Consider the following 26,033-nt stretch of genomic DNA (forward strand, 5'->3'; position numbering starts at 1 on the left):
ACCTCGACATGAGTTTGTATTTCCAATTGGAAATGAAACTTGTCAATTTGGTTCCCGCTTTTTTGTAACAATTGAAACAACTCCAGCGCGGAAAAGAAGGCATTGGTTGACCTGTTTTAAATGCCCCTTCGCTATTTTTGCCGATACTGAAGTAACAATGTTGCGATGCATCAATTGTTGTCCATCGGAATTGTCATGCCCCTGCGTCCAGCTGTAGCGGGAGTGTACGTGGCGTACAATGCTCTTTTTGTTCCTCGCACAACGACGACATGAAAGCCATCGAGATTACCCGGCCGGGACCTCCGGACGTTTTGCAGCTTTGTGACAAGCCCCTACCCACATTGAACCCAGGCGAGGTGATGATCAAGGTGCATGCGGCAGGTATTAACCGGCCGGACGTGCTTCAACGCCTGGGGCATTACCCGGTGCCTCCTGGAGCCTCCGAGTTGCCGGGACTCGAAGTCGCTGGTGAAATCACAGATGGCGACTTGAATGGCAGCGGATTCAAGAGGGGCGACATGGTTTGCGCCTTGGTGCAGGGCGGGGGCTATGCAGAATATTGTGCAGCACCAGTACGCCAATGTTTGCCGATCCCGAAAGGGTTGAGCGTTAACGAAGCAGCGTCATTGCCTGAAACGTTTTTCACTGTATGGAGCAACGTATTCGACCGCGCCCGTCTTGCCGGTAATGAAACCTTGCTGGTGCAGGGAGGCACTTCCGGCATTGGTGTGACGGCGATTCAGATGGCGACTGCACTCGGCCATCGTGTATTTGCAACTGCTGGTACGGATGAGAAATGCAGGGCCTGCGAATCGTTTGGTGCTGTGCGCGGCATTAACTATCGCAGCGAGGACTTCGTCGAAGTCGTAAAGGCCCAGACCGAAGGGAAGGGCGTCGATGTCATTCTTGATATGGTCGCGGGTGCTTATGTGCTGCGTGAAGTTGACTGCCTTGCTGATGATGGGCGCCTTTCGATCATTGCGCTGCTGGGCGGTGCGAAGGCAACAATCGATGTGGGGCAAGTGCTGCGGCGCCGTCTTACGATCACCGGTTCAACGTTGAGACCGCGCCCGGTCGAATTCAAGGCAGCGATTGCGCGGCGCTTGCATGAGCATGTCTGGCCGCTGCTTGAAAGCGGTAAAATCAAGCCGGTTCTGCACAGTGTCTTTCCGCTTGCCGACGCAGCGCAGGCCCATGCATTGATGGAGTCAGGTACGCATATCGGCAAAATCGTCCTGACAGTGGGTTGATCGCTTTGCCGCGCATGCGAACGTGAGGTAGCGATATATTCCGTGGCGCACGGAACATGTCGGGGCGCGTGCAGTCCAATTCCTTCTTTATGGTTTGACCATGCATGCTGCGCCGCGCTAGAATCAAGGGTTATTGCAATTTTGGATCCCTATGCGCCGCAAACTCATCGCCGGTAACTGGAAAATGAATGGCAGCCTCGCTGCCAATGCAGTTCTATTAAATGGAATCAAAGGCGAGCTCGGACAGCCGACATGTACGGTTACGGTTTGCGTACCGGCTCCCTATCTTGCACAATGCCGCGCGGAGCTTGCTGGAAGCCCGGTTGCCTGGGGCGGGCAAGACGTTTCAATCCATGATTCCGGGGCCTATACGGGTGAGATTTCAGGAGGCATGCTCGCGGATTTTGGGGCGCGCTATGTCATTGTCGGTCATTCCGAACGTCGCACATATCACGGTGAGACTAACGAGCTAGTCGCGCAAAAAGCCCTCTGCGCTCTTAGGGCGGGTTTGGTGCCAATCGTATGCGTCGGTGAATCGCTCGCCGAGCGCGAATCCAACCAGACTGCAGCGGTCGTTGGGGCGCAAATTGATGCCGTATTAACGCGGCTCGATCCGAAAGATCTTGCAAAGACCGTGATCGCGTACGAGCCGGTGTGGGCAATTGGCACTGGCAAGACGGCTACCCCGCAGATGGCCCAAGATGTTCATGCAATGTTGCGTGCCAAGCTTGCAGAAAAGAGTGCCGAGGCTGCAGAGCTTGTTCAGATCCTGTACGGTGGCAGCATGAAGCCGGATAACGCCAAGGAATTGCTGGCAATGCCAGATATCGACGGTGGCCTGATCGGCGGCGCGTCGCTTAAGGCGGCGGATTTCCTGGCAATCGTCAGGGCTGCATGAAGTGTGCGTAACGAGCGCCCAAAGAATTAACTTTTGATTGGAAATTATCAATGAACGCTTTGTTCACATTTGTCGTCGTGATTCAGGTGTTGTCCGCGCTAGCAATTATCGGACTTGTGTTGCTGCAGCATGGCAAAGGGGCTGACATGGGGGCAGCATTTGGCTCTGGTGCGTCGGGTAGCCTTTTCGGCGCAAGCGGATCGTCGAACTTTCTCTCCAAGTCGACGGCAGTTGCTGCAACCATTTTCTTTGTTGCGACCTTGGCACTGTCTTTTCTCGGTAATAAGCGTACTGTCGCCGGGGGTGGTGTAATGGAGAGTTTGCCCGTGCCCTCTGCGCCGGCCTCTGGTGCTCCTGCCAACGGTTCTGCCAATGCGCCGCAAGGGGCTGTGGCCCCGGCGCCGACTGCGCCAGCTAATAATGCGGGACAGGCAAATCAAATTCCCAAATAATATTGGCGTCGCTAGCGCAAAAATTGCTTTTCGTTTTGATCTTGAGCAATTGTGCGTTGAACAAAGTAGTCAAAGCAGGGTAAAATAGCAGTCTTTAGCCGACGTGGTGAAATTGGTAGACACGCTATCTTGAGGGGGTAGTGGCGCAAGCTGTGCGAGTTCGAGTCTCGCCGTCGGCACCAAAAATATAAGGCCAGCAAGGGTGCTCCCGAGCTGGCTTTTTATCGAGGAAATTTGGTTTTGTAATTCCTTTAACTGGCCAACATCCGTCTTTCATCGTGAACCTCGAAAACTACTTCCCCATTCTTCTCTTTATCCTTGTTGGTATCGGTGTCGGCGTGTTGCCGCAGGTGCTTGGCCGGGTGATTGCGCCGCACAAGCCGGATGCTGAAAAGCTTTCTCCGTACGAGTGCGGCTTTGAGGCGTTTGAAGATGCGCGCATGAAGTTTGATGTGCGCTACTACCTGATTGCCATCCTGTTTATTTTGTTCGATCTGGAAACCGCCTTTTTCTTCCCGTGGGGCGTTGCAATGCGCGACCTCGGTTGGCAGGGCTTTGTCACGATGATGGTGTTCATCGCTGAATTCGTTGTCGGGTTCTGGTACATCTGGAAGCGCGGCGCCCTGGATTGGGAGTAAGTCATGTCTATTGAAGGTGTTTTGAACGAAGGTTTCGTCACCACGACGGCTGATAAGCTGATCAACTGGACTCGCACCGGTTCGATGTGGCCAATGACGTTTGGTTTGGCATGCTGTGCGGTCGAGATGATGCATGCCGGTGCGTCGCGTTATGACCTCGATCGTTTCGGTGTGGTGTTTCGTCCGTCGCCGCGTCAGTCGGACGTTATGATTGTTGCCGGCACCTTGTGCAACAAGATGGCGCCTGCATTGCGCAAGGTGTATGACCAGATGGCCGAGCCACGCTGGGTGATCTCGATGGGTACCTGTGCCAACGGTGGCGGTTATTACCACTATTCGTATTCGGTGGTGCGTGGCTGTGATCGTATCGTGCCGGTGGATGTGTACGTGCCGGGTTGTCCTCCGACTGCGGAAGCTCTGCTGTACGGCATTATGCAGTTGCAGAACAAGATCAAGCGCACCAACACGATCGCGCGCTAAGACAGGGCGCCAAAAAATATGACGACGAAAATTGAAACACTCGAAGCGGCCCTGCGTAATGCGCTTGGCAGCCAGATCCGGAGCCTGACTGTCGCGTTGGGCGAAGTGACGGTAGTGATCGGTGCTTCCGAATATCTGTCGGCAATGCGCGTGCTGCGCGATCATGCTGATCTGCGTTTCGAAGAATTGATCGATCTGTGCGGTGTCGACTACTCGACATACGCCGACGGTACCTGGGAAGGCCCGCGATTCGCTGCGGTTTCCCATCTGTTGTCGGTTGCGCATAACTGGCGACTGCGTGTGCGCGTGTTTGCGCCGGACGACGAACTTCCGGTGGTGCCTTCGGTCGTGGATATCTGGCCTTCCGTCAACTGGTATGAGCGCGAAGCGTTCGACCTGTTCGGCATCCTGTTCGAAGGTCACAACGACCTGCGTCGCATCCTCACCGACTACGGCTTTATCGGTCATCCGTTCCGCAAGGACTTCCCGGTATCGGGCTATGTCGAGATGCGCTACGACCCCGAGCAAAAGCGCGTAATTTACCAACCCGTCACGATTGAGCCGCGTGAAATCATTCCGCGTGTGATTCGCGAAGAAAAGTACGGGATGAAATAATGGCTGAAATTAAGAATTACACCCTCAACTTCGGTCCGCAGCACCCCGCTGCGCACGGCGTTTTGCGTCTGGTGTTGGAGCTTGACGGCGAGGTGATCCAGCGTGCCGACCCGCATATCGGCTTGCTGCATCGCGCCACCGAGAAGCTTGCAGAAACGAGGACCTTCCTGCAGTCCGTGCCTTACATGGATCGTCTCGACTACGTGTCGATGATGTGTAACGAGCATGGTTATGTGCTGGCGATCGAGAAGCTGCTCGGTATCGAGGTGCCACTGCGCGCGCAGTATATCCGTGTGATGTTTGACGAGATCACACGCATCCTGAACCACCTGCTGTGGATCGGTGCGCACGGTCTGGACGTCGGTGCGATGGCGGTGTTCCTGTACGCGTTCCGCGAGCGTGAAGACTTGATGGATATGTACGAGGCGGTGTCGGGCGCTCGCATGCACGCGGCTTACTACCGTCCGGGTGGTGTCTATCGTGATCTGCCGGATTCCATGCCGCAGTACAAGGCATCTGTGATTCGCAATGAAAAGGCGATCCGCCAGTTGAACGAGAATCGTCAGGGTTCGCTGCTCGACTTCATTGAAGATTTCACCAACCGCTTCCCAGGCTACGTCGACGAATACGAGACGCTGCTGACCGACAACCGTATCTGGAAACAGCGCCTGGTTGGTGTTGGCGTCGTATCCCCCGAGCGCGCCAAGGCAATGGGCTTTACCGGCCCGATGCTGCGCGGTTCCGGTATTGAGTGGGATTTGCGCAAGAAGCAGCCGTATGAAGTGTACGACCTACTCGACTTTGATATCCCGGTTGGCGTCAACGGCGATTGCTATGACCGCTACCTGTGCCGCGTCGAAGAGATGCGCCAGTCGAACCGCATCATCAAGCAGTGCGTCGAGTGGTTGCGCAATAACCCGGGTCCAGTCATTACCGACAATCACAAAGTCGCGCCGCCGTCGCGTGTCAACATGAAGTCCAACATGGAAGAGCTGATTCACCATTTCAAGCTCTTTTCTGAGGGCTTCCATGTGCCGGAAGGTGAGGCTTACGTTGGCATCGAACATCCGAAGGGCGAGTTTGGTATTTACCTGATTTCGGACGGTGCGAACAAGCCGTATCGCATGAAGATCCGCGCGCCTGGCTACGCGCATCTCCAGGGACTGGATGAAATGGCGAAGGGCCACATGATCGCTGACGCAGTAACGATCATTGGCACGCAAGACATTGTGTTTGGTGAGATTGACCGATAACCCGCGCAGAGCATCGCGCACGAATGGCTGACAATATGCTGTTAAGTCAAGAAGCGTACAAAAAAATCGATCGCGAAATCGCGAAATTCCCCGCCGATCAACGGCAGTCCGCAGTGATGGCCGCGCTTGCCATCGCGCAGGTCGAGAAGGGCTGGCTGTCGCCGGAGGTCATGCAGGATGTCGCTGATTACCTCGGCATGGCTGCAGTGGCGGTGCAAGAAGTCGCCACCTTCTACAACATGTTTAATACCAAGCCGGTTGGCAAGCACAAGATTTCCGTGTGCACCAACCTGCCGTGCGCGCTGTCCGGCGGCGAGCGGGCAGCTCATTACCTCAAGCACAAGCTCGGTGTCGACTACAAGGAAACCACTGCCGATGGTCAGTTTACGCTGATCGAAGGCGAGTGCATGGGTGCATGCGGCGATGCTCCGGTCATGCTGGTGAACAACAAGCGTATGTGCAGCCACATGTCGAATGAAAAGATCGATGCACTGGTGGAGGAATTGAAGAAATGACCTCCCTGCACACACGCCATATCAATCCGCTGATTCTGGCAGGGCTCGACGGCAACAACTGGCATTTGGCCGACTACGTCAAGCGTGGTGGCTATGAAGCGCTGAAGCGCATTCTGACCGAAAAAATCACGCCGGAGCAGGTAATCGCCGAACTGAAAGCTTCGTCGTTGCGTGGCCGCGGTGGTGCAGGCTTTCCGACCGGGCTGAAGTGGAGCTTCATGCCGCGCCAGTTCCCAGGGCAGAAATACCTCGTCTGCAATACCGATGAAGGCGAGCCGGGCACATTCAAGGATCGCGACATCATCCGCTACAACCCGCATGCGCTGATCGAAGGCATGGCCATCGGTGCGTACGCGATGGGCATTACGCAGGGTTACAACTACATCCACGGCGAAATCTGGGCGGAGTACGAACGCTTCGAGCAGGCGCTGGAAGAAGCTCGTGCCGCTGGTTTTCTCGGCAATAACATCATGGGCAGCGAATTCAGCTTCCAGTTGCATGCGTTCCATGGATATGGCGCGTACATCTGCGGCGAAGAAACTGCGTTGCTCGAATCGTTGGAAGGCAAGAAGGGTCAGCCGCGCTTCAAGCCGCCGTTCCCGGCGAGCTTTGGCCTGTATGGCAAGCCGACCACGATTAACAACACTGAAACGTTCGCAGCCGTGCCGTTCATTATGCACATGGGCGGTGAAGCGTATGCCGCGCTCGGCAAGCCGAACAATGGCGGGACCAAGATTTTCTCGATGTCGGGCGACGTCGCTCGTCCAGGTAATTACGAGGTTCCGCTTGGTACACCGTTTGCGAAGCTCTTGGAGCTCGCTGGTGGTATGCGAGACGGCAAGAAGATCAAGGCTGTCATTCCGGGCGGCTCGTCGATGCCGGTACTGACGGGCGAAGTGATGATGAATACCGACATGGACTACGACTCGATCGCGAAAGCCGGTTCGATGCTGGGTTCCGGGGCTGTGATCGTGATGGATGAGACGCGCTGCATGGTCAAGTCGCTGTTGCGTCTGTCGTACTTCTACTTCGAGGAGTCCTGCGGGCAGTGCACACCATGTCGTGAAGGTACCGGTTGGTTGTACCGCATGGTGCACCGGATCGAGCACGGGCAAGGGCGCGCGGATGATCTCGATATGTTGAACTCGATCGCCGACAACATCCAGGGACGCACTATTTGCGCGCTCGGTGATGCGGCCGCGATGCCGGTACGCGCATTCATTAAGAATTTCCGCGAAGAGTTTGAGTACCACATCGAGCACAAGCGCTGCATCGTACCTGCATACGTTTAACCGGCATCGGTGCGCTGCACGCACCGAAAGCCAGAGTCACTTGGCGCGTTTGTCGCGCCATACAAATACTGAGGCAAAACTGAGCCATGGTTGAAATCGAAATTGACGGCAAAAAGGTCGAGGTGCAAGAAGGCAGCATGGTGATGGACGCTGCCAACAAGCTGGGCACCTACATTCCGCATTTTTGCTATCACAAAAAACTGTCCATTGCGGCCAATTGCCGCATGTGTCTGGTCGAAGTCGAAAAGGCCCCGAAGCCTCTTCCCGCATGCGCTACACCGGTAACCAACGGCATGATCGTGCGCACTGGTAGCGACAAGGCTGTCAAGGCGCAGAAGAGCGTGATGGAGTTTTTGCTGATTAACCATCCGCTGGACTGCCCGATTTGCGATCAGGCCGGCGAGTGCCAGTTGCAGGATTTGGCAGTGGGCTACGGGCCATCGGCTTCGCGCTATGAAGAAGAGAAGCGCGTGGTCGTACCGAAAGATGTCGGCCCGCTGATCTCGACCCGCGAAATGACCCGTTGCATTCACTGCACACGTTGCGTGCGCTTCGGTCAGGAGATCGCCGGCGTGATGGAACTCGGCATGCTGAACCGCGGCGAACATTCCGAAATCACTACCTTCGTTAACAAAACGGTCGACTCCGAATTGTCGGGCAACATGATCGATCTGTGCCCGGTCGGTGCGCTCACTTCCAAGCCGTTCCGTTACACTGCCCGTACCTGGGAACTGTCGCGCCGCCGTTCGGTAAGCCCGCATGACGGCCTTGGTGCTAACCTGATCGTTCAAGTCAAGAGCGGCAAGGTCATGCGCGTGCTGCCGCTGGAAAATGAAGCGGTGAACGAATGCTGGCTGTCGGATAAGGACCGTTTCGCTTACGAAGGCCTGAACAGTGAAGATCGCCTGACTGTGCCGATGATCAAGCAGGACGGTAAGTGGCTGGAAACGGGCTGGCAAACGGCGCTGGAATACGTTGCGCACGGACTGAAGAATATTCGCCATGAGCACGGCGCCGACGCAATCGCCGCGCTGGCAGCACCTTACTCGACGCTGGAAGAGCTATCGCTGTTGCAGAAAATGGTGCGCGGGCTGGGCTCGGACAATGTTGACTTCCGCCTGCGCCAATCCGACTTTGCACTCGACGGGAAGATTACCCCGTGGCTTGGCATGTCGATCGAAGAATTCGGTCAACTCGACCGTGCATTCGTGATCGGTTCGTTCCTGCGCAAGGATCATCCGTTACTCACGGCACGCCTGCGTCATGCCACCAAGCGCGGGGCAAAGGTAAGCGTATTGCACGCAACCGATGACGATCTGCTATTGCCGCTGGCTGCCAGAATGATCAAGGCTCCTTCTCAATGGCTGTCCGGGTTGAGCGAAGTCGTGGTTGCCGTTGCACAGTCAAAAGGAATTGCTGCACCGGCAGGGTATGAAGGAATCGAAGCGGGCGAGGTTGCAAAAGCCATCGCCGCAACGCTGCTGTCCGGCGAGCGCAAGGCAGTCATGCTGGGTAACGCCGCAGCACAGCATCCGCAAGCTTCCCAATTGCATGCGGCCGCACAGTGGATCGCGCAGAACACAGGCGCCACGCTCGGCTATCTGACCGAAGCGGCCAATTCGGTTGGCGGCTATATCGCCAACGCGACTTCTGGTAAGGGCGCCAATGCTTTGCAGGTGTTCGCTCAACCGCGTAAGGCGTACGTTCTGCTGCATGCGGAACCGGAATATGACTGCTACGACCCGCAGGCTGTACGCGCCGGGTTAAACCATGCCGACATGGTGGTGGCACTGTCGCCATACAAGCATGCTGCTGAGTACGCGGACGTGATGCTGCCGGTCGCGCCGTTCTCGGAAACTGCTGGCACCTTCATCAACTGCGAAGGCCGTGCTCAGGGTTTCAACGGCACCGTCAAGCCTTTGGGTGAGACACGTCCGGCATGGAAGGTGTTGCGCGTCCTGGGCAATCTGCTGGAACTGGATGGATTCGATTACGAGACATCGGAAGAGATTCGCGCCGAGCTCTTGGGAACCAAGAATGCCGAGGATGCTGATCTGTCTTCGCGCCTGAACAACATCGCAGCCATCCAGCCACAGGCAGCCAAACCGGCCGCTGAAGCTGCTGTCGAGCGAGTGGCCGACGTGCCCATTTACTTTACCGATGCAATCGTGCGACGTGCGCCGTCGCTCCAGTTGACTCACGACGCACAGGCACCCAAGGCGACTCTGTCGGCCGTGCTGGCGCAAAAGCTCGGCGTGGCGAACGGCGCGCAAGTCAAGGTGACGCAGGGGCAGGGAAGCGCGGTTCTGACTGCAGCGATCGACGCCAAGCTGCCGGAAAACGTCGTGCGGGTGTCGGCTGCACACGCATCAACAGTCGGCTTGGGCGCCATGTTCGGTGCCATTAGTGTGGAGAAGGCGTAATGGATCAGATGTTCACGACCATCAACGAGAGCGGGCTAAGCCTGTTCGGCGGCGCATGGCCGCTGATCTGGACACTGGCCAAGATCGTCGTCCTGGTGTTGCCGCTGATGGGCGCTGTGGCTTACCTGACGCTTTGGGAACGCAAGATGATCGGCTGGATGCACATTCGCCTCGGCCCGAATCGTGTCGGTCCCGCCGGTTTGCTGCAACCGATTGCCGATGCGTTGAAGCTGCTGCTCAAGGAAATCGTTGTGCCCGCACGCGCCAACAAGGCATTGTTCGTGATCGCACCGGTCATGACCATTGGCCCGGCGCTTGCAGCCTGGGCCGTGATCCCCTTCGGGCCGGAAACGGTTATCGCCAACATCAACGCCGGCCTGCTGTTCGTGATGGCAATCGCGTCGATGGAAGTCTACGGTGTGATCATCGCGGGCTGGGCATCCAATTCGAAGTATGCGTTTCTGGGCGCGATGCGTGCTTCGGCGCAGATGGTGTCCTATGAGATCGCGATGGGTTTTGCACTGGTGATCGTGCTGATGGTTTCCGGAAGCCTGAACTTCATCGACATTGTCGGGGCGCAGAACAAGGGTTTTTTTGCAGATAAGGGACTGACATTCCTTTCATGGAACTGGCTGCCGCTGCTGCCGATTTTCGTGATCTATGTCGTGTCTGGCATCGCTGAAACCAACCGCCATCCGTTCGACGTGGTCGAAGGCGAATCCGAGATCGTGGCCGGCCACATGGTGGAATATTCCGGCATGTCGTTCGCGATGTTCTTCTTGGCCGAATACGCCAACATGATCCTGATCTCTGCATTGGCATCGCTGATGTTCCTGGGCGGCTGGGCATCCCCGGTTTCGTTCCTGAACTGGATTCCGGGGTGGATCTGGCTAGGTATGAAGACCTTCTTTGTGGTGTCGCTGTTCATCTGGGCGCGCGCATCATTCCCTCGCTACCGCTATGACCAGATCATGCGCCTAGGCTGGAAGGTATTCATCCCACTGACGCTCGCCTATCTTGTGATCGTCGCCGCATGGATGCAGACGCCCTGGAATATTTGGAAGTAAACAAACTAGGCTGAACACAACGGAAGCCAAAAATGGAAGCAATTAAGGATTTTTTCAGCAGCCTGATGCTGCGGGAACTGATCAAGGGCCTGGCCCTGACAGGACGTTACATGTTTGCCCGCAAGATCACAGTGCAATTCCCGGAAGAGAAAACGCCGCTATCGCCGCGCTTTCGTGGCTTGCATGCGCTGCGGCGCTATCCCAACGGTGAAGAGCGCTGTATCGCCTGCAAATTGTGCGAAGCGGTTTGCCCAGCGATGGCGATCACTATTGAATCGGCCGAGCGCGAGGATGGTACACGTCGCACCACGCGCTATGACATCGATTTAACCAAGTGCATTTTCTGTGGATTCTGCGAAGAGTCGTGTCCGGTGGACTCGATTGTCGAAACCAATATCTTCGAATATCACGGCGAAAAGCGCGGCGATCTCTACTTCACGAAGGAGATGCTGCTCGCAGTCGGCGATCGCTACGAAAAGGATATCGCCGCCAATCGCGCAGCAGATGCTGCTTATCGTTGATCGCATAGTTCGACTTGCTTGGTTCAGCTGACTTTTATTGGTCCATTATGGAATTTCAAACTGTACTGTTTTACGCGTTTTCGGCGATTCTGGTTTTTGCCGCATCGCGTGTCATCACCGACCGCAATCCGGTGCATGCAGCCCTGTTTCTGGTGCTGTCTTTTTTCTCCGCGGCCGCCGTGTGGCTTTTGTTGAAAGCCGAGTTTCTGGCGATCGTCCTTGTGCTGGTATACGTCGGCGCGGTGATGGTGTTATTCCTGTTTGTCGTGATGATGCTCGATATCGATATGACTAAGTTGCGGGCTGGATTCTGGAATTACTTCCCGCTCGCCGCCACGGTCGGCGTCGTCATCGTTCTGGAAATGTCGTCCGTCCTGTTGAATGGATTCTGGTCATATGACGCGCAGGTTCCTGCCGCGGCAGCGAACATCGGCAATACCAAGGAACTCGGCAAACTGATCTATACGCAGTACATCTATGCGTTTGAAATTGCTGCTGTCGTGCTTCTGCTCGCGATTGTCGCCGCCGTTGCTCTCACGCTGCGTCGCCGCAAGGACACCAAATATTTCGATCCGGCCGCTGCAGTCAAGGTCAAGCGCAACGACCGCGTGCGTATTGTCAGCATGAAGTCGGAATCGGCACGGACGAACGGTAGCGCGCAGCCGGCTGCTGCGGAAAAACAATAAGGGGAAGTCACCGTGGCATTATCGCTCGCTCACTATCTGATTCTCGGCGCAATCCTGTTTGCGATCTCGATCGTCGGCATTTTCCTGAATCGCAAGAACATCATCGTGTTGCTGATGGCAATCGAGTTGATGCTCCTCGCGGTCAACATGAACTTCATCGCCTTCTCGCACTATCTCGGCGATGCGGCTGGGCAGATTTTCGTTTTCTTCATTCTTACCGTGGCTGCTGCTGAGTCTGCAATCGGCCTCGCCATTCTGGTGGTTCTGTTCCGTAATCTGGACACCATCAATGTCGAGGATCTCGATAGTCTCAAAGGTTAACCGCAACAATAACGATAAGGTCCATCATGGCGGGGCAACTCAACCCTAACGTTTTACTGGCTGTGCCGCTGGCACCTCTGGCAGGATCCGCGATTGCGGGCCTGTTCGGCACCAAGTTTTTCGGTAACAAGATCGGCCGTACGGCGTCGCATACGGCGACTATCCTCGGCGTGCTGATCGCGTTCGTCATTTCCTTCCAGACGCTGCTCGCAGTGCTCGACGGCGCAACCTATACCGGCACCATCTATAACTGGATGACCGTGATGAGACTGAAGCTTGAAGTAGGCTTCCAGATCGACAGCCTCACGGCAATGATGATGTGCGTGGTGACCTTCGTGTCGCTGATGGTGCATATTTATACGATCGGCTACATGGCCGAAGACGAGGGTTACAACCGCTTCTTTTCGTATATCTCGCTGTTCACCTTCTCGATGCTCATGCTCGTCATGAGCAATAACTTCCTGCAGTTGTTCTTCGGCTGGGAAGCGGTAGGTCTGGTGTCTTATCTACTGATTGGCTTCTGGTACACCCGTCCGTCCGCAATTTTCGCCAACATGAAGGCATTCCTGGTAAACCGTGTCGGCGACTTCGGTTTCATACTGGGTATCGGTCTTCTGCTGGCGTACGCCGGTTCCCTGAACTATGGCGAGGTGTTTGCAAAGAAGGAAGAACTGGCAACGCTGATGCTGCCGGGTAGCGACTGGCGCCTGATTACCGTTGCCTGCATCTGCCTGTTCATTGGCGCGATGGGCAAATCGGCACAATTCCCGCTGCACGTATGGCTGCCGGACTCGATGGAAGGCCCGACGCCAATTTCCGCGCTGATTCACGCCGCGACGATGGTAACCGCCGGTATCTTCATGGTGGCACGCATGTCGCCGCTGTTCGAGCTGTCCGACACTGCTCTGTCGTTCGTGCTGGTGATTGGCTCGATCACGGCATTGTTCATGGGCTTCTTGGGCATTATTCAGAACGATATCAAGCGCGTCGTCGCATATTCGACGCTGTCCCAGCTCGGCTACATGACTGTTGCGTTGGGCGCGTCTGCCTATTCGGTTGCGGTATTCCACCTGATGACGCATGCATTTTTCAAGGCACTGCTGTTCCTCGGTGCCGGCGCGGTCATCATCGGCATGCACCATGATCAAGACATTCGTAATATGGGTGGCCTGCGCAAGTACATGCCGATTACCTGGATTACCTCGTTGCTCGGGTCGCTAGCCCTGATCGGCACACCGTTCTTCGCCGGTTTCTACTCGAAGGACAGCATTATTGAAGCCGTGCAAAACACTCATATCGCGGGTGCAGGCTTTGCGAGTTTCGCTGTGCTGGCCGGCGTGTTCGTGACTGCGTTTTACTCGTTCCGCATGTATTTCCTGGTTTTCCACGGCGAAGAGCGTTTTGGCAAGCCGCATCCGGGTGAACATCAGAATCATAGCCACGATGAGCACAGCGACGAACATCACCATGGCTTGGGCCCTGGCGAAAAGCCGCACGAGGCACCGCTGGTGGTCACTGTGCCGCTGATGCTGCTGGCTATTCCATCGGTGGTGATCGGTTTTATCGCTATCGGGCCGATGCTGTTTGGTGATTTCTTCAAGGGCGTAATTTTTGTCAATGAGTCACATCAGGCAATGGAAGAACTCGCGCACGAATTCCATGGCGCCTGGGCGATGGCCATGCATGGCTTTACGTCACTGCCGTTTGCATTGATGCTGGCGGGCGTGGCATCGGCCTATTACTGCTATATGGTCAACCCGAAGGTTCCCGCCTGGTTCTACAGCAAGTTCCATCGGACCTACACGCTGCTTGACAATAAGTACTACATGGACAAGATCAATGAGGTCGTGTTCGCACGTGGTACGCGCGTCTTGGGCGGGGGCTTGTGGAACGTGGGTGACCGCACCTTGATCGACGGCCTGATCGTTAATGGCAGCGCCAAGGTGGTGGGGTGGTTCGCGTCGGTGATTCGCTACTTCCAGTCGGGTTACATCTACCACTATGCTTTTGTAATGATTCTCGGCGTACTGTGTTTCCTGATTTATTTCATGCCGTTCCCATCATTTGCCAAATAAGTTGGCGAGGTAGAGCAAACAACAATCATGATGCAGTCAACTTTTCCTCTTCTGAGCCTGGCGATCTGGTGTCCGATCGCATTTGGTCTGTTCGTTCTGGCATTTGGACGGGATGACAATCCCGGTCTCGTGCGTGGTGTCTCGCTGTTAGGGTCCATCGTCAGCTTTCTGGTAACGCTGCCACTGATCCAGAATTTCGACAAGGCGGCGCACGGCGTGCAGTTCGTCGAGAAGGCCGCATGGATTGATCGCTTCAATGTCAATTACTTCCTTGGCATTGACGGCATTTCGGTCTGGTTCGTACTACTGACAGCTTTCATTACCGTGATCGTGGTTATAGCGGGCTGGGAGGTGATCGAGAAGCGCGTTGCACAATATATGGGCGCTTTCCTGATTTTGTCGGGGCTGATGATTGGCGTGTTCTGCGCGCTGGATGGCCTGTTGTTTTATGTGTTCTTCGAAGCGACGCTGATCCCGATGTTCATCATCATCGGCGTGTGGGGCGGACCAAATCGTGTGTACGCGGCGATCAAGTTCTTCCTGTACACCTTGCTTGGCTCGTTGCTGACTTTGGTCGCCGTCCTTTTCCTTTATTTCAAGTCGGGCGGCAGCTTCGACGTGCTGGTATGGCACAAGTTGCCGCTGCCGCTGAACACGCAGATTCTGATCTTCCTTGCCTTCATGATGGCTTTTGCCGTGAAAGTGCCAATGTGGCCGGTGCACACCTGGCTGCCGGACGCGCACGTGGAAGCACCTACCGGTGGTTCCGTGGTGCTGGCTGCGATCATGCTGAAGCTGGGGGCTTACGGTTTCCTGCGTTTCTCGCTGCCGATCGCGCCCGACGCAAGTCATTCGCTCGCGGGCTTCGTCATCGCGCTGTCACTGATTGCCGTGATCTATATCGGCCTGGTGGCGCTGGTGCAGTCAGACATGAAGAAGCTGGTTGCGTATTCCTCTATCGCACATATGGGCTTCGTCACGCTTGGCTTCTTCATGTTTAATGATATGGCCGTGCAGGGCGGTATCGTGCAGATGATTTCGCACGGATTTGTGTCCGGCGCCATGTTCCTCTGCATCGGCGTGCTGTACGACCGCATGCATTCGCGCCAGATCGCCGATTACGGTGGCGTGATCAATACCATGCCGCGTTTCGCCGCGTTGTTCGTGCTGTTCTCGCTGGCTAACTGCGGTCTTCCCGCAACCTCCGGTTTCATCGGCGAATTCATGGTGATTCTTGGCGCAGTGAAATACAACTTCTGGATCGGCTTGTTGGCAGCAACGGCGTTGATTTGGGGGGCAGCTTATTCGCTGTGGCTGGTCAAGCGGGTCGTGTTTGGCGAAGTGGGCAACAAACACGTCGCCGAACTGAAGGACCTGAACATGCGTGAATTCTTTATGCTTGGCCTGCTCGCTGTCGCAGTGCTGGTGATGGGCTTGTACCCGGCGCCAGTCACCGACGTGATGCAAACCTCCGTTGCCGACCTGCTCCAGCATGTCGCTGTATCGAAAGTGCACTGAAGTAGTGAACGAATACGTGGAAGCAATTTAGCGACGACAACATGAACAACACGAATTTGATCCCGGTTTATCCGGAAATTTTTCTCCTGATCGCGACGTCGGCAATCCTGCTGATCGACATGTTCCTGAGCGAGGCAAAACGCAATATTACCTATGTGCTGACCATCGGTGCCCTGGTCGTTTGCGCGGCATTGACCATGAACGACTTCGGTCCGACTGCCTATACGTTCAACAACATGTTCGTGTCTGACCCGATGTCGGGGCTACTGAAGCTCTTCTCGTATATCGCGATCGGCATGACATTGATCTACTCGCGCCAGTACGTTGGCGATCGCGGTATGCTTGGCGGCACACTGGGCGGCGAGTTCTACGTCCTTGCGCTTTTCTCGCTGCTCGGACAGATGGTCATGATTTCGGGGAATAACTTCCTGATCATTTATCTTGGCCTAGAGCTGATGTCGTTGTCCCTGTACGCGCTGGTGGCACTGCGTCGTGGTTACTCGATTTCAACCGAGGCAGCGATGAAGTATTTCATTCTCGGCGCGCTGGCATCTGGCTTCCTGCTGTATGGAATTTCGATGTTGTACGGCGCAACCGGCTCTCTCGACCTGACGGAAGTCGCAAAGGCGACGGCATCGGGCACCGTGAACAAGACGGTGCTGGTGTTTGGCGTCGTTTTCGTGGTTTCCGGCCTCGCATTCAAGCTTGGCGTGGTTCCGTTTCACATGTGGGTTCCTGACGTGTATCAGGGCGCGCCGACTGCCGTCACGCTCCTGCTCGGCGGCGCTCCGAAGCTGGCGGCGTTTGCCATCACCATCCGGTTGCTGGTGGAAGGATTGTTCCCACTCGCCCTCGACTGGCAGCAAATGATCACCGTGCTTGCCGTACTGTCGATGGCTATCGGCAATATCACGGCGATCGTGCAGACCAACATCAAGCGTATGTTGGCCTACTCGACGATCGCGCAAATGGGCTTCATGTTGCTTGGCATGCTGTCCGGCGTTGTTAATGGCAACGTGTCGTCTGCCGCGAACGCGTACAGCTCGGCGATGTTTTATACCGTCACCTATGTATTGACCACGCTGGGCACGTTTGGCCTGATCATGTTGTTGGCACGTTCTGGCTTTGAAGCGGAAAATATCGATGACTTAAAGGGCCTGAATCAGCGCAGCCCATGGTTTGCATTCATGATGCTGATCCTGATGTTCTCGCTGACCGGTATTCCGCCGACCGTCGGTTTCTATGCGAAGCTGTCGGTGTTGCAAGCGGTGCTGGGCACCGGGCAGATCTGGCTGGCCGTCGTTTCGGTTTTGCTGTCGCTGATTGGTGCCTTTTATTACTTGCGCGTCGTCAAGGCAATGTACTTCGATGAGCCAGTCGATACAGCAAAGATTGTTGCGAATGGCGATATGAAAGTCGCACTGAGCGTCAACGGGCTTGCCGTTTTGGTGCTCGGCGTGCTCCCAGGGCCGTTAATGGCCGTGTGCGCGACGGCCATTGTCAAGACGCTCACTTCCTGATTGTTCGTCTAGTGGATGTCTCTCTTTCCAGCTGGTTCGTGATTCTGTTGGCGGCTTTTGCCGCCAACCTGCCTTTCTTTAACGAACGGCTATTCGCTATCATTCCGATTGCACGTTCTCCCAAACCGATCTGGTTACGCTTGATTGAGCTGTTTGGCCTGTATTTGCTGGTACGTGGTGTCGGATACCTGCTTGAGTCTCGTATCGGCAATACTTTCCCCCAAGGCTGGGAGTTTTACGTCATCACAGCCTGCCTTTTCATCGTTCTAGCCTTTCCTGGCTTCGTCTACCGTTACTTGCGAAAGCAGCATGGTTGATCTGCGAACCTTGCAGATTCTGACCATGCTGTAATATTGAGCTCAATACGTTATTGGAGCCTACGCATGGATTTGCATTTGAAAGAAGTGAAGGTCGACGGTGATGTCGCATTCGAGGGCAAATTCCTCAAGCTGCAAAGCGATACCGTTCGCCTGCCAGACGGTAAAACATCGAACCGAGAATATATTCGCCACCCCGGCGCTGTTGTTGTACTTCCTCTTTTCGTCGATGGGACGGTACTGCTGGAGCGGCAATTCCGTTATCCGCTCGATCAGGTTTTCATCGAATTCCCAGCTGGAAAAATCGATCCAAATGAAGATCCGCTCGATTGTGCTCAGCGTGAGCTTCAGGAAGAAACCGGCTATACCGCAAGCGACTGGGAATTCGTCTGCACTATTCATAATGCCATCGCCTATTCAGACGAACATCTCGACATTTATCTTGCACGTGGACTGACTGCCGGTGAAAGCAAACTCGACGATGGTGAATTTCTTGAGACCTTCAAGGCTTCCGTTCCGGATATGCTGCAATGGATCCGCGAGGGAAAAATCACCGACGTCAAAACTGTCATCGGCGCCTTCTGGCTTGAGAAAATATTGGCAGGGCAGTGGAAACTGTAACTCCTTGCAGCGCCGGTCAATAAAAAAGCCGCGAATGCGGCTTTTTTATTTTTACATTCCCGAATAGTTTGGTCCACCACCGCCTTCGGGCGTAACCCACACGATGTTCTGCGTCGGGTCCTTGATGTCGCACGTCTTGCAATGCACGCAGTTCTGCGCATTGATCTGCAACCGATCCTCGCCGCCATCGGTCTTCACGAATTCGTACACCCCCGCCGGACAGTAGCGGCTTTCCGGCCCCGCAAACTTCGCCAGGTTGATCTTCACCGGCACCGACGGATCCTTCAGCGTCAGGTGCGCCGGCTGGTTTTCTTCATGGTTGGTGTTGCTCACGAAGACGCTCGACAGCCGATCGAAGGTCAGCTTGCCGTCGGGCTTCGGATACGCGATTTGCTGGCACTGCGCGGCTGGCTGCAGATAGACGTGATCGGGCTTGTCGCGATGCAGCGTCCACGGCGGATTCTTGACCCCGAGCTTGGGCAGGAACCACTGCTCGATGCCCGTCATCAGCGGCCCCATCAGCGCCCCCTTCTTGAACCACAGCTTGAAGTTGCGCGACTGGTCGAGCTCTTCCTTGAGCCAGCTGTTGTCGTACGCTTGCGGATACGCGCTGAGCTCGTCGGCGGCGCGACCGGACGTGACGGCTGCAAAGACGGCGTCGGCGCACAGCATGCCGCTCTTGATCGCGGTATGGCTGCCCTTGATGCGGGCCGCATTCAGGAAGCCGGCGTCGCAGCCGATCAGGGCGCCGCCCGGGAACACCAGCTTCGGCAGCGCTTGCGGCGTGCCATTGTTGATGGCGCGCGCGCCATAGCTGATGCGCTTGCCGCCGTCGATGTGGGCGCGGATGCTCGGGTGCGTCTTCCAGCGCTGCATTTCCTCGAACGGGCTCATCCACGGATTCTTGTAATCCAGGCCGATGACGAAGCCGAGCGTGACCTTGTTGCCTTCGAGGTGATACAGGAAGCCGCCACCGAAGGTTTCCTTGTCCATTGGCCAGCCGGCGGTGTGCACCACCAGGCCGGGCTTGGCCTTGGCCGGATCGATTTCCCACAGTTCCTTGATGCCGATCGCAAAGCTTTGCGGATCCTTGCCCTCGTCGAGCTTGTACCTGGCAATCAGCTGCTTGCCCAGGTGGCCGCGCGCGCCTTCGGCAAAGATCGTGTACTTGCCCAGCAATTCCATGCCGAGCTGGAAATTCTCGGTCGGCTCGCCATCCTTGCCTATGCCCATGTTGCCGGTAGCAACACCGCGCACGGCGCCTCGGTCGTCGTACAGCACTTCGGCAGCCGTAAAGCCCGGGAAGATTTCCACGCCCAGCGCTTCGGCTTGCTGCGCCATCCACTTGACGACGTTGCCGAGCGCGACCACGTAGCAGCCCTCGTTATGGAAGTTGCGCGGCACCAGGAAATCGGGCGTGCGCTTGGCGCCGGTCTCGCTCAGGAACAGGATGTCGTCGCCGGTGACCGGCTGGTTCAGCGGGGCGCCGAGCTCTTTCCAGTTCGGGAACAATTCGTTCATTGCGCGCGGATCCATCACCGCGCCCGACAGGATGTGGGCGCCGGGTTCGGAACCCTTTTCGAGCACCACCACCGACACGTCCTTGCCTTGTTCGGCGGCCAGCTGCTTGATGCGGATCGCCGTGGCCAGGCCGCCGGGTCCGGCGCCGACGATCACTACGTCGTATTCCATCGACTCGCGCGGGCCATACTGTTCTATCAGATTTTGGGTCTGTGTCATGGTCTCACCAGGGTAGTTAAAATTATCGAACGAACGTGCTAATTGTCGTGGATTTTGCGGGAGAATGCTAGGCAGAGCACTCTAAATGCCACTCTTTCATGTAATCATAACGTCAAGTGGGACGGTACGGTCGCTTGCCGGCCAATAACAAGGAGATTTTCGTGGGCATCGAAATGAATTTTGAAGGGAAGATTGCTTTGATTACCGGCGCTTCCAGTGGACTGGGCAACCGGTTTGCAAAGGTGCTGGCGCAGGCGGGGGCTCAGGTGGTGCTGGCATCCCGCCGCGTGGAGCGACTGAAAGAATTGCGTGCGGAGATTGAGGCCGGTGGCGGTGCCGCCCACGTAGTTGCGCTCGACGTGACCGATTATTCCAGCATCAAATCCGCGATTGCGCATGCGGAGACGGAAGCGGGGCCAATCGATATTCTCGTCAATAATTCGGGCGTGTCGACAACACAGCGTCTGGTCGATGTTACGCCAGAGGATTATGCGTTTGTCATGGATACCAACCAGCGCGGTGCGTTTTTCGTGGCGCAGGAAACAGCCAAGCGCATGATCGCGCGTGCCAAGGGGGATCCGAAAAAGCAGCACCGCATCATCAATATCGCGTCAGTCGCCGGCCTGCGCGTGCTGCCGCAAATCGGCATTTATTGCATGAGCAAGGCGGCCGTCGTTCACATGACTAAATCAATGGCAGTCGAATGGGGGCGCTACGGCATCAATGTCAACGCAATCTGCCCTGGCTATATCAGCACCGAGATCAACGCAGAGCATTTCGGCACCGAGCAAGGCCATGCGCTGATTAACATGTTGCCGCGCAAACGGCTGGGCAAGCCGGAGGATCTGGATGGATTGCTGCTGTTGCTCGCGTCTGAGGAATCGCGCTTTATCAATGGCGCCATCATTACTGCGGATGACGGCATGAGCGCGCAATAGAGCACGGCCAGGGCAAACAATCCATGACAACGAAAAAACTCGTTCATACCTTGCGCATGCCGATCCGCTGGGGGGATATGGATGCGATGGGGCATGTCAACAACACGGTTTATTTCCGCTACCTGGAGCAGGCGCGCATCGAATGGTTTACCGAAGTTGGGTGCGATCCCGACCCGCTTGGCGAGGGACCGGTGATCATCAATGCGCATTGCACCTTCATCAAGCAGCTCAAGTATCCGGGCGATATTGAGATCCGCACCTATGTCGGACCGGCTGGACGTTCGAGCTTCGAAACGATCCAGGAAATCCGGCGTGTTGATCAGCCTGAGGTAATTTCGGCCCATGGCGGCGCGAAGGTTGTTTGGGTAAATTTTCCGACTGAAAAATCGGCACCTTTGCCTGATCGTATTCGCGCACTGCTGGCCGACGCTTAACAGGCCATTAACCTGCCACGCCGACGAGCCTATGTACCAGCTCGCCGGACGTGGCGGCGGCAAACTTACGCATCAGGCGGGCGCGGTGCATTTCCACCGTGCGCGGGCTGAGTCCAACCTGGCGGGCGATCAGCTTGCTGGTCTTGCCTTCCACCAGCAATGCAGCAATTTCCCTTTCACGCGGCGTCAACTGAGCAGTGACAGGGCGCTTTGCACTCAGATCTTCGAAGGCCCAGATACCGGCGGCATGCGGCTCGTTGTGGACAAGGGCACGGCCGCTGACATGGCACCAGAACAGGTCCTTATTTGCCCGTTTCATGATGCGCTCGTCAGAGTAATTTCCACCAGCGCTCATGATGGGAACGATGCGCGCACCGGTACGCTCGAACTCGTCGACGGTTGGGTAAAGCACCTGGAACGACTGGCCGATCAGCTCTTCCGGCCGATAGCCGAACATCCTTGCCAGCGCTTCATTGCAAGCAAGAATGACCCGGTTTCGGGACACGCACATGCCTACTGGCGCGTTCTGGAAAATGGATTCGTAATCGATCGAAAATAGGGCGCTCATGGGATAGGGGCGCTGTTCTAAGGTTAATAATTCGTATTTTTACGGTATTGCACGGCCTGGTCCACCACCTTATGCTGGGGGTGGGCAAATCAGCCAGAAAAGCCTATGTTAGGTCATTTCTCATAATAAGAGGGTTGGTATGAATAAACTTTATCCAGATGCAGCCAGCGCACTGGCCGGCATCGTCAAGGACGGTCAGACTATCGCGGTCGGGGGATTCGGGTTGTGCGGCATTCCGGAGGCCTTAATTGAGGCGCTGCGCGACGCGGGCGTCAAGAACCTGACTGCCATTTCCAACAACGCCGGCGTTGATGGTTTCGGCCTCGGGCAGTTGCTCACCACGCGCCAGATCAAGAAAATGATTTCGTCCTATGTCGGCGAAAACAAGGAGTTCGAGCGCCAATACCTGGCTGGCGAGCTGGAACTGGAGTTCACGCCGCAAGGCACGTTGGCAGAAAAGTTGCGTGCCGGCGGCGCCGGCATTCCGGCGTTCTTCACTAAGACCGGCGTCGGCACTATCGTCGCGGACGGCAAGGAAGTGCGCGAATTCGACGGCGAGAAGTATGTGATGGAGCATTCGCTGGTCGCCGATGTGTCCCTTGTGAAGGCCTACATGGCGGACAAGACCGGCAACCTGGTGTTCCGCAAGACCGCGCGCAACTTCAATCCGAACGTCGCCATGGCGGGCAAGATCACGGTGGTCGAGGTCGAGAAGCTGGTCGAGGCCGGGGAGCTCGATCCGGATCAGATCCATTTGCCGGGCATTTTCGTGCATCGTATCGTGGTGAATGCGAATCCCGAGAAGCGCATCGAACAACGCACCACGCGTGCAAAGTAATACGGAGAACGAACATGGCTTGGACTCGTGATGAAATGGCCGCGCGCGCGGCGAAGGAACTGCAGGACGGCTTCTATGTGAACCTGGGCATTGGTTTGCCGACGCTGGTCGCGAACTATGTGCCGAAGGATATCGAGGTGTGGCTGCAGTCCGAAAATGGGTTGCTCGGCATCGGTCCGTTCCCGACCGAAGAGGAAGTTGATCCGGACCTGATCAACGCCGGTAAGCAGACCGTGACGGCCTTGGCCGGCTCGTCATTCTTCAGTTCGGCGGACTCGTTTGCGATGATCCGCGGCGGCAAGATCAATATTGCCATCCTGGGGGCAATGCAGGTGAGCGAAAAGGGCGACTTGGCAAACTGGATGATCCCGGGAAAGATGGTCAAGGGCATGGGCGGCGCAATGGACCTCGTCGCAGGCGTCAAGCGCGTCGTGGTGCTGATGGAGCATGTGGCAAAGGCGAAGGATGGCACGACCTCGCACAAGATCCTGAAGAAATGCGACCTCCCGCTGACCGGTGTTGGCGTGGTCAACCGGATCATTACCGATCTCGGTGTGATCGACGTGACGGATTCCGGCCTAAAACTGATCGAACTCGCGCCGGGCGTAACGAAGGAGGAAGTGGTCGAGAAGACCGGTGCGGAACTGGATGTGAGCGCGGTCGCTTGAGCTGACCCTCTTGCAGAAAACGGCGCCTCTCATGGCGCCGTTTTTTTTTTTGCGTCCGAAGAGCGTACGGCGTATCTGTGCGTCAGCGCATAGGCGCTTCATCGTACTGCAGCAGATACACGGTTCCCGAATAGTCGTCGGAAATATACATGCCACCCTTTCCGTTCGGGATTGCCGTAACCGGACGGCCCCAGCGCCGGCCCGTTTTTTCGTCCGAGATCCAGCCCGTCACCAAGTCGACAGGGTCTCCCACGGAGCCATCTTCCCTGAATGGAAACAGCACAACCTTGTGACCGTTGGGCGCGCTGCAATTCCAGCAGCCGTGCAGCGCGGTGACCAGCGCATTGCGATAGGGCGCGGGCAGGCCCGATTCATGCAAAAAGTTCATGCCGAGGGGCGCAGAATGTGGGTCGATGCCTTTCGTCACGCGATCGATCTTGTTGCAATCGAGCTTGTCGCCCTCCGGATTCATTTGAACATCCCGATCGTATGGCATGTTGTCCCGCCCATCATCGGGGTTCGGATTGCAGAATGGCCAGCCATAGTTGCCGCCGTCCCTGACTTTCACCAGCAGATCGGGCGGATGACCGTCGACGTAGCTTTGCATGACCTTGCCGTAGTCATCCTTGCCGTCGCCATTCCAATCCTTGTGATACGGGTAGGCGATGTTGTCGCGGCTGTTGACCACCGCCCACAATTCATTCGTTCCTGGCTTGAACCGGATACCTTCCGCATTACGCAGACCCGACGCGTACAGCCGCCCGTTCTTTCCATTCGCGTCGTACTCATATATCGCGCCGCGGCGTGGATCGGCCCTTGTATCGGAGAGGCAGGCATTGCATGTGGATGCAATCGACACATAGAGCTTGCCGTCACGCAGCGCCATGTTTTTCAGCTGGTGCCCGTAGCTGCCCTTGAGGCCAGGACTGGAGGCATCGGGCAGGTTGCCCACCACTGTTTGAATTGGCCCGATTTTGGTTTGCCCATTGCTGTAGGGCGCACGAATGATGCGGTTCGATTCGGCGATATACACATATTGTTCGCTGCCCAACGCGTGGAACACAATGTCATGCGGATGATGCATGCCTGATGCAAAGACGGAATGCCGGGCATTATCTTGGCCGTCAGGGCGTAGCAACGTGATGGTTCCGCTGCCGGGGCTTGATACCAGGAGGTCGCCGTTGGGCGCGAGCGCCATGAAGCGCGCGTCCTCGACGCGTGCCACCACGCGGATCGAAAATCCCTTCGGAATGGTAAGTGTGCGCGCAACGTCGAAAGGCGCGGTTGCCGCCTCAGGCGGGACCAGCACCTTGACAGATTGGTTGGCGCCGAATGGGGAAGCCGTTGCCGCAAGGGCGACACCGACGAACGGCAGGGCGATGGCGCAAAGAAATTGCGCTTGCAACGCGCGCTGCCAAGCACTTGTTCGGTGCTCCTTGACGGGGAGAGGCGGCGCTATCGTCATTCGCTGCTCCAACGCGGACTTTCGACAAAGCGACGTCGGCAAGGCTGCGAACGGCGTAGCAAATGGCCGAAAACGCGCCGTTGCGGGTTACTGGGTTACTGTGCTACCCAGCCGCCATCCATGTTCCACGCGACACCACGGACCTGGGAGGCGGCATCGCTGCTCAGGAAGACCGCAAGTTCGCCGAGTTGTTCCGGCGTGACGAATTCACCGGAAGGTTGTTTCTCGGACAGTAGACTTTTCTTGGCCGCTTCAATCGAGATGCCTTGTTGTTCCGACCGCGCATCGACTTGCTTTTGCACCAGAGGAGTCAGTACCCAGCCAGGGCAGATTGCATTGCACGTGATCCCGGTATGAGCATTTTCCAGCGCCGTTACCTTAGTCAGTCCGACAATGCCGTGTTTGGCTGCAACATATGCGGATTTCTGCGCTGAACCGACCAACCCGTGGACCGACGCGATATTGATGATGCGACCCCAGTTGCGCGCTTTCATCGTCGGCAGCGCCAGGCGCGTAGTGTGAAACGCGGAACTGAGGTTGATCGCGATGATCGCATCCCATTTTTCAACAGGAAAATCCTCGACATTGGCGACGTACTGGATCCCGGCATTGTTCACCAGGATATCGACTGCGCCGAATTGTTCAGCCGCAAAGCGCATCATTGCTTCAATTTCCGCCGGCTTCGACATGTCGGCATTGTGATACGCGGTCTTGACCTTGAACTGCTCCTTCACGTCGGCCTGGATGGCATCGATTTCCTTCATGTCGCCGAAACCGTTGAAGACGATGTTTGCGCCTTGCGCAGCGAACGCTTTGGCAATGCCAAGTCCGATACCGGACGTGGAGCCAGTGACGAGTGCGGTCTTCCCTTTATGCATGGTGTCCTCTGCGAATGAAATATTGAACTGCGAAGAAGGTAA

At 56.3% G+C, this 26,033-nt stretch carries 27 protein-coding genes and 1 tRNA gene; 24 read left to right on the forward strand and 4 right to left on the reverse strand.

The features are described 5' to 3' along the window. Positions 1–269: 269 nt before the first annotated feature. The 20 genes from TSA66_RS18175 (at position 270) to TSA66_RS18270 (ending at position 18,462) form a co-directional block, all read left to right on the forward strand. Positions 270–1,250, forward strand: coding sequence for an NAD(P)H-quinone oxidoreductase (locus tag TSA66_RS18175; protein ID WP_040040979.1), 981 nt, complete (start codon positions 270–272; stop codon positions 1,248–1,250). A gap of 151 nt (positions 1,251–1,401) precedes the next feature. Continuing rightward, positions 1,402–2,148, forward strand: a complete 747-nt coding sequence (tpiA, locus tag TSA66_RS18180) for a triose-phosphate isomerase (protein ID WP_084199717.1) — start codon at positions 1,402–1,404, stop codon at positions 2,146–2,148. Between the two features lie 50 nt (positions 2,149–2,198). Beyond that, positions 2,199–2,600, forward strand: a complete 402-nt coding sequence (gene secG / locus TSA66_RS18185) for a preprotein translocase subunit SecG (RefSeq protein ID WP_040040980.1) — start codon at positions 2,199–2,201, stop codon at positions 2,598–2,600. Positions 2,601–2,697: 97 nt separating this feature from the next. Then, positions 2,698–2,782: transfer RNA gene (locus tag TSA66_RS18190), tRNA-Leu, on the forward strand. Between the two features lie 96 nt (positions 2,783–2,878). After that, positions 2,879–3,238 carry an NADH-quinone oxidoreductase subunit A gene (locus TSA66_RS18195; protein WP_040040981.1) on the forward strand — a complete coding sequence of 120 codons (360 nt, stop codon included), beginning with the start codon at positions 2,879–2,881 and terminating at the stop codon, positions 3,236–3,238. A 3-nt stretch (positions 3,239–3,241) separates the two neighbouring features. Further along, positions 3,242–3,718: a NuoB/complex I 20 kDa subunit family protein gene (locus tag TSA66_RS18200; protein ID WP_040040982.1), complete on the forward strand. Its 477-nt coding sequence runs from the start codon at positions 3,242–3,244 to the stop codon at positions 3,716–3,718. An 18-nt stretch (positions 3,719–3,736) separates the two neighbouring features. Continuing rightward, positions 3,737–4,333, forward strand: a complete 597-nt coding sequence (locus TSA66_RS18205) for an NADH-quinone oxidoreductase subunit C (protein WP_040040983.1) — start codon at positions 3,737–3,739, stop codon at positions 4,331–4,333. Continuing rightward, positions 4,333–5,586: an NADH-quinone oxidoreductase subunit D gene (locus tag TSA66_RS18210; protein WP_040040984.1), complete on the forward strand. Its 1,254-nt coding sequence runs from the start codon at positions 4,333–4,335 to the stop codon at positions 5,584–5,586. Before TSA66_RS18205 ends, TSA66_RS18210 begins: the two co-directional genes overlap by 1 nt. A gap of 23 nt (positions 5,587–5,609) precedes the next feature. Then, complete coding sequence (gene nuoE, locus TSA66_RS18215; RefSeq protein ID WP_040040985.1) at positions 5,610–6,101, forward strand: NADH-quinone oxidoreductase subunit NuoE; 492 nt, start codon at positions 5,610–5,612, stop codon at positions 6,099–6,101. Then, positions 6,098–7,393, forward strand: coding sequence for an NADH-quinone oxidoreductase subunit NuoF (gene nuoF / locus TSA66_RS18220; protein WP_040040986.1), 1,296 nt, complete (start codon positions 6,098–6,100; stop codon positions 7,391–7,393). Before nuoE ends, nuoF begins: the two co-directional genes overlap by 4 nt. An 86-nt stretch (positions 7,394–7,479) precedes the next feature. After that, positions 7,480–9,816 carry an NADH-quinone oxidoreductase subunit NuoG gene (nuoG, locus tag TSA66_RS18225; protein WP_040040987.1) on the forward strand — a complete coding sequence of 779 codons (2,337 nt, stop codon included), beginning with the start codon at positions 7,480–7,482 and terminating at the stop codon, positions 9,814–9,816. Continuing rightward, positions 9,816–10,883, forward strand: coding sequence for an NADH-quinone oxidoreductase subunit NuoH (gene nuoH / locus TSA66_RS18230; RefSeq protein ID WP_040040988.1), 1,068 nt, complete (start codon positions 9,816–9,818; stop codon positions 10,881–10,883). The genes nuoG and nuoH overlap by 1 nt, the downstream gene beginning before the upstream one ends. Before the next feature lie 32 nt (positions 10,884–10,915). Continuing rightward, entirely contained in the window at positions 10,916–11,404 is a 489-nt protein-coding gene (gene nuoI / locus TSA66_RS18235; RefSeq protein ID WP_040040989.1) for an NADH-quinone oxidoreductase subunit NuoI, read from the forward strand. Positions 11,405–11,451: 47 nt separating this feature from the next. After that, positions 11,452–12,090 (forward strand): NADH-quinone oxidoreductase subunit J, encoded by a 639-nt coding sequence (locus TSA66_RS18240; protein ID WP_040040990.1) that lies wholly within the window; start codon positions 11,452–11,454, stop codon positions 12,088–12,090. A 12-nt stretch (positions 12,091–12,102) separates the two neighbouring features. Next, on the forward strand, positions 12,103–12,411 hold the full coding sequence (gene nuoK / locus TSA66_RS18245) for an NADH-quinone oxidoreductase subunit NuoK (RefSeq protein ID WP_040040991.1): 309 nt from the start codon (positions 12,103–12,105) through the stop codon (positions 12,409–12,411). Between the two features lie 26 nt (positions 12,412–12,437). Next, positions 12,438–14,486: an NADH-quinone oxidoreductase subunit L gene (gene nuoL / locus TSA66_RS18250; protein ID WP_040040992.1), complete on the forward strand. Its 2,049-nt coding sequence runs from the start codon at positions 12,438–12,440 to the stop codon at positions 14,484–14,486. Positions 14,487–14,513: 27 nt separating this feature from the next. Beyond that, positions 14,514–16,004, forward strand: a complete 1,491-nt coding sequence (locus TSA66_RS18255) for an NADH-quinone oxidoreductase subunit M (RefSeq protein ID WP_040040993.1) — start codon at positions 14,514–14,516, stop codon at positions 16,002–16,004. Positions 16,005–16,045: 41 nt separating this feature from the next. Beyond that, positions 16,046–17,524, forward strand: a complete 1,479-nt coding sequence (nuoN, locus tag TSA66_RS18260) for an NADH-quinone oxidoreductase subunit NuoN (protein ID WP_040040994.1) — start codon at positions 16,046–16,048, stop codon at positions 17,522–17,524. Positions 17,525–17,535: 11 nt separating this feature from the next. After that, positions 17,536–17,841, forward strand: coding sequence for a DUF2818 family protein (locus TSA66_RS18265; RefSeq protein WP_040040995.1), 306 nt, complete (start codon positions 17,536–17,538; stop codon positions 17,839–17,841). Positions 17,842–17,907: 66 nt separating this feature from the next. Next, positions 17,908–18,462 carry an NUDIX domain-containing protein gene (locus TSA66_RS18270; RefSeq protein WP_040040996.1) on the forward strand — a complete coding sequence of 185 codons (555 nt, stop codon included), beginning with the start codon at positions 17,908–17,910 and terminating at the stop codon, positions 18,460–18,462. Between the two features lie 51 nt (positions 18,463–18,513). Here the strand turns inward: TSA66_RS18270 and TSA66_RS18275 are convergent, their stop codons facing one another. Then, entirely contained in the window at positions 18,514–20,202 is a 1,689-nt protein-coding gene (locus TSA66_RS18275; protein WP_040040997.1) for an electron transfer flavoprotein-ubiquinone oxidoreductase, read from the reverse strand. Positions 20,203–20,363: 161 nt separating this feature from the next. On the opposite strand from TSA66_RS18275, the gene TSA66_RS18280 reads away from it, so the two are divergent. Continuing rightward, positions 20,364–21,140: an SDR family oxidoreductase gene (locus TSA66_RS18280; RefSeq protein WP_040042743.1), complete on the forward strand. Its 777-nt coding sequence runs from the start codon at positions 20,364–20,366 to the stop codon at positions 21,138–21,140. A gap of 23 nt (positions 21,141–21,163) precedes the next feature. Next, positions 21,164–21,574 (forward strand): acyl-CoA thioesterase, encoded by a 411-nt coding sequence (locus TSA66_RS18285; protein WP_040040998.1) that lies wholly within the window; start codon positions 21,164–21,166, stop codon positions 21,572–21,574. Between the two features lie 7 nt (positions 21,575–21,581). Here the strand turns inward: TSA66_RS18285 and TSA66_RS18290 are convergent, their stop codons facing one another. Further along, positions 21,582–22,142, reverse strand: coding sequence for a LuxR C-terminal-related transcriptional regulator (locus TSA66_RS18290; protein ID WP_040040999.1), 561 nt, complete (start codon positions 22,140–22,142; stop codon positions 21,582–21,584). Between the two features lie 139 nt (positions 22,143–22,281). On the opposite strand from TSA66_RS18290, the gene TSA66_RS18295 reads away from it, so the two are divergent. Together TSA66_RS18295 and TSA66_RS18300 are read left to right on the forward strand one after the other, a co-directional pair. Continuing rightward, entirely contained in the window at positions 22,282–22,980 is a 699-nt protein-coding gene (locus tag TSA66_RS18295; protein ID WP_040041000.1) for a CoA transferase subunit A, read from the forward strand. 14 nt (positions 22,981–22,994) lie between these two features. Further along, positions 22,995–23,648: a 3-oxoacid CoA-transferase subunit B gene (locus TSA66_RS18300; RefSeq protein ID WP_040041001.1), complete on the forward strand. Its 654-nt coding sequence runs from the start codon at positions 22,995–22,997 to the stop codon at positions 23,646–23,648. 82 nt (positions 23,649–23,730) lie between these two features. Here TSA66_RS18300 and TSA66_RS18305 read toward each other — a convergent pair whose 3' ends face one another. Both TSA66_RS18305 and TSA66_RS18310 read right to left on the reverse strand, forming a co-directional pair. Then, complete coding sequence (locus tag TSA66_RS18305; protein ID WP_157691726.1) at positions 23,731–25,113, reverse strand: PQQ-dependent sugar dehydrogenase; 1,383 nt, start codon at positions 25,111–25,113, stop codon at positions 23,731–23,733. Positions 25,114–25,208: 95 nt separating this feature from the next. Continuing rightward, positions 25,209–25,991, reverse strand: coding sequence for a 3-hydroxybutyrate dehydrogenase (locus TSA66_RS18310; protein WP_040041002.1), 783 nt, complete (start codon positions 25,989–25,991; stop codon positions 25,209–25,211). Between the last annotated feature and the right edge of the window lie 42 nt (positions 25,992–26,033).

Origin of the sequence: Noviherbaspirillum autotrophicum (assembly GCF_000818395.1) — a bacterium.
In the GTDB taxonomy this organism is placed as follows: domain Bacteria; phylum Pseudomonadota; class Gammaproteobacteria; order Burkholderiales; family Burkholderiaceae_D; genus Noviherbaspirillum; species Noviherbaspirillum autotrophicum.